The sequence below is a fragment of the Bacillus hominis genome, assembly GCF_018332515.1.
GTDB classification, from domain to species: domain Bacteria; phylum Bacillota; class Bacilli; order Bacillales; family Bacillaceae_G; genus Bacillus_A; species Bacillus_A hominis.
Window position 1 is genome coordinate 1 of sequence record NZ_BOQD01000562.1, and the last position, 496, is coordinate 496.

General features: G+C 29.2%; 1 protein-coding gene. It reads left to right on the forward strand.

Translation table 11 applies throughout. The features are described 5' to 3' along the window. Window positions 1-247 (forward strand): hypothetical protein (locus KI356_RS27345; protein WP_212937023.1); only part of this gene is annotated, 247 nt, incomplete at its 5' end. Window positions 248-496 lie beyond the last annotated feature (249 nt).

Genomic DNA, 496 nt, shown 5'->3' on the forward strand with positions numbered 1-496 from the left:
AAATGGAAAAGAATATGGTTTGATAGATAAGCAAATCGCCATTAGGGATAAATTTATTAGGTCAGAATTTACTAATTTGGAGCATTTCAACATTGATATGCTTTATAATTCACCAGGCTGGATATGGGTTGGTATGAATCAATTTGGATTGTATGCAAGAGAGGCTACACTTAGCGAAGTAGAAATTTTTATGAGGTTAAAGGAGAATATAAATTATTTAGACGTATATATAGGTACCACGATGTAAGAGTTATTTTTCGAGGTTATGGGATTTGTTCCCGTAACCTTTTTTTGTTTTGAAAATAAAAATTCACGAGTTATTTTATTTTGATACTAGTCCTCTTTTATAAGGGATAGATCCTAAAAGAGGATTTGAAATTATATAAAGAGAACTTATTAATTATATGAATACTTATAGAAAGAAGATGATAAAAATGAGTAAAGAAGAGCTTGTGAAACAACAATTTGGTAGGAATGCAGAAAAGTATGTAAAAAG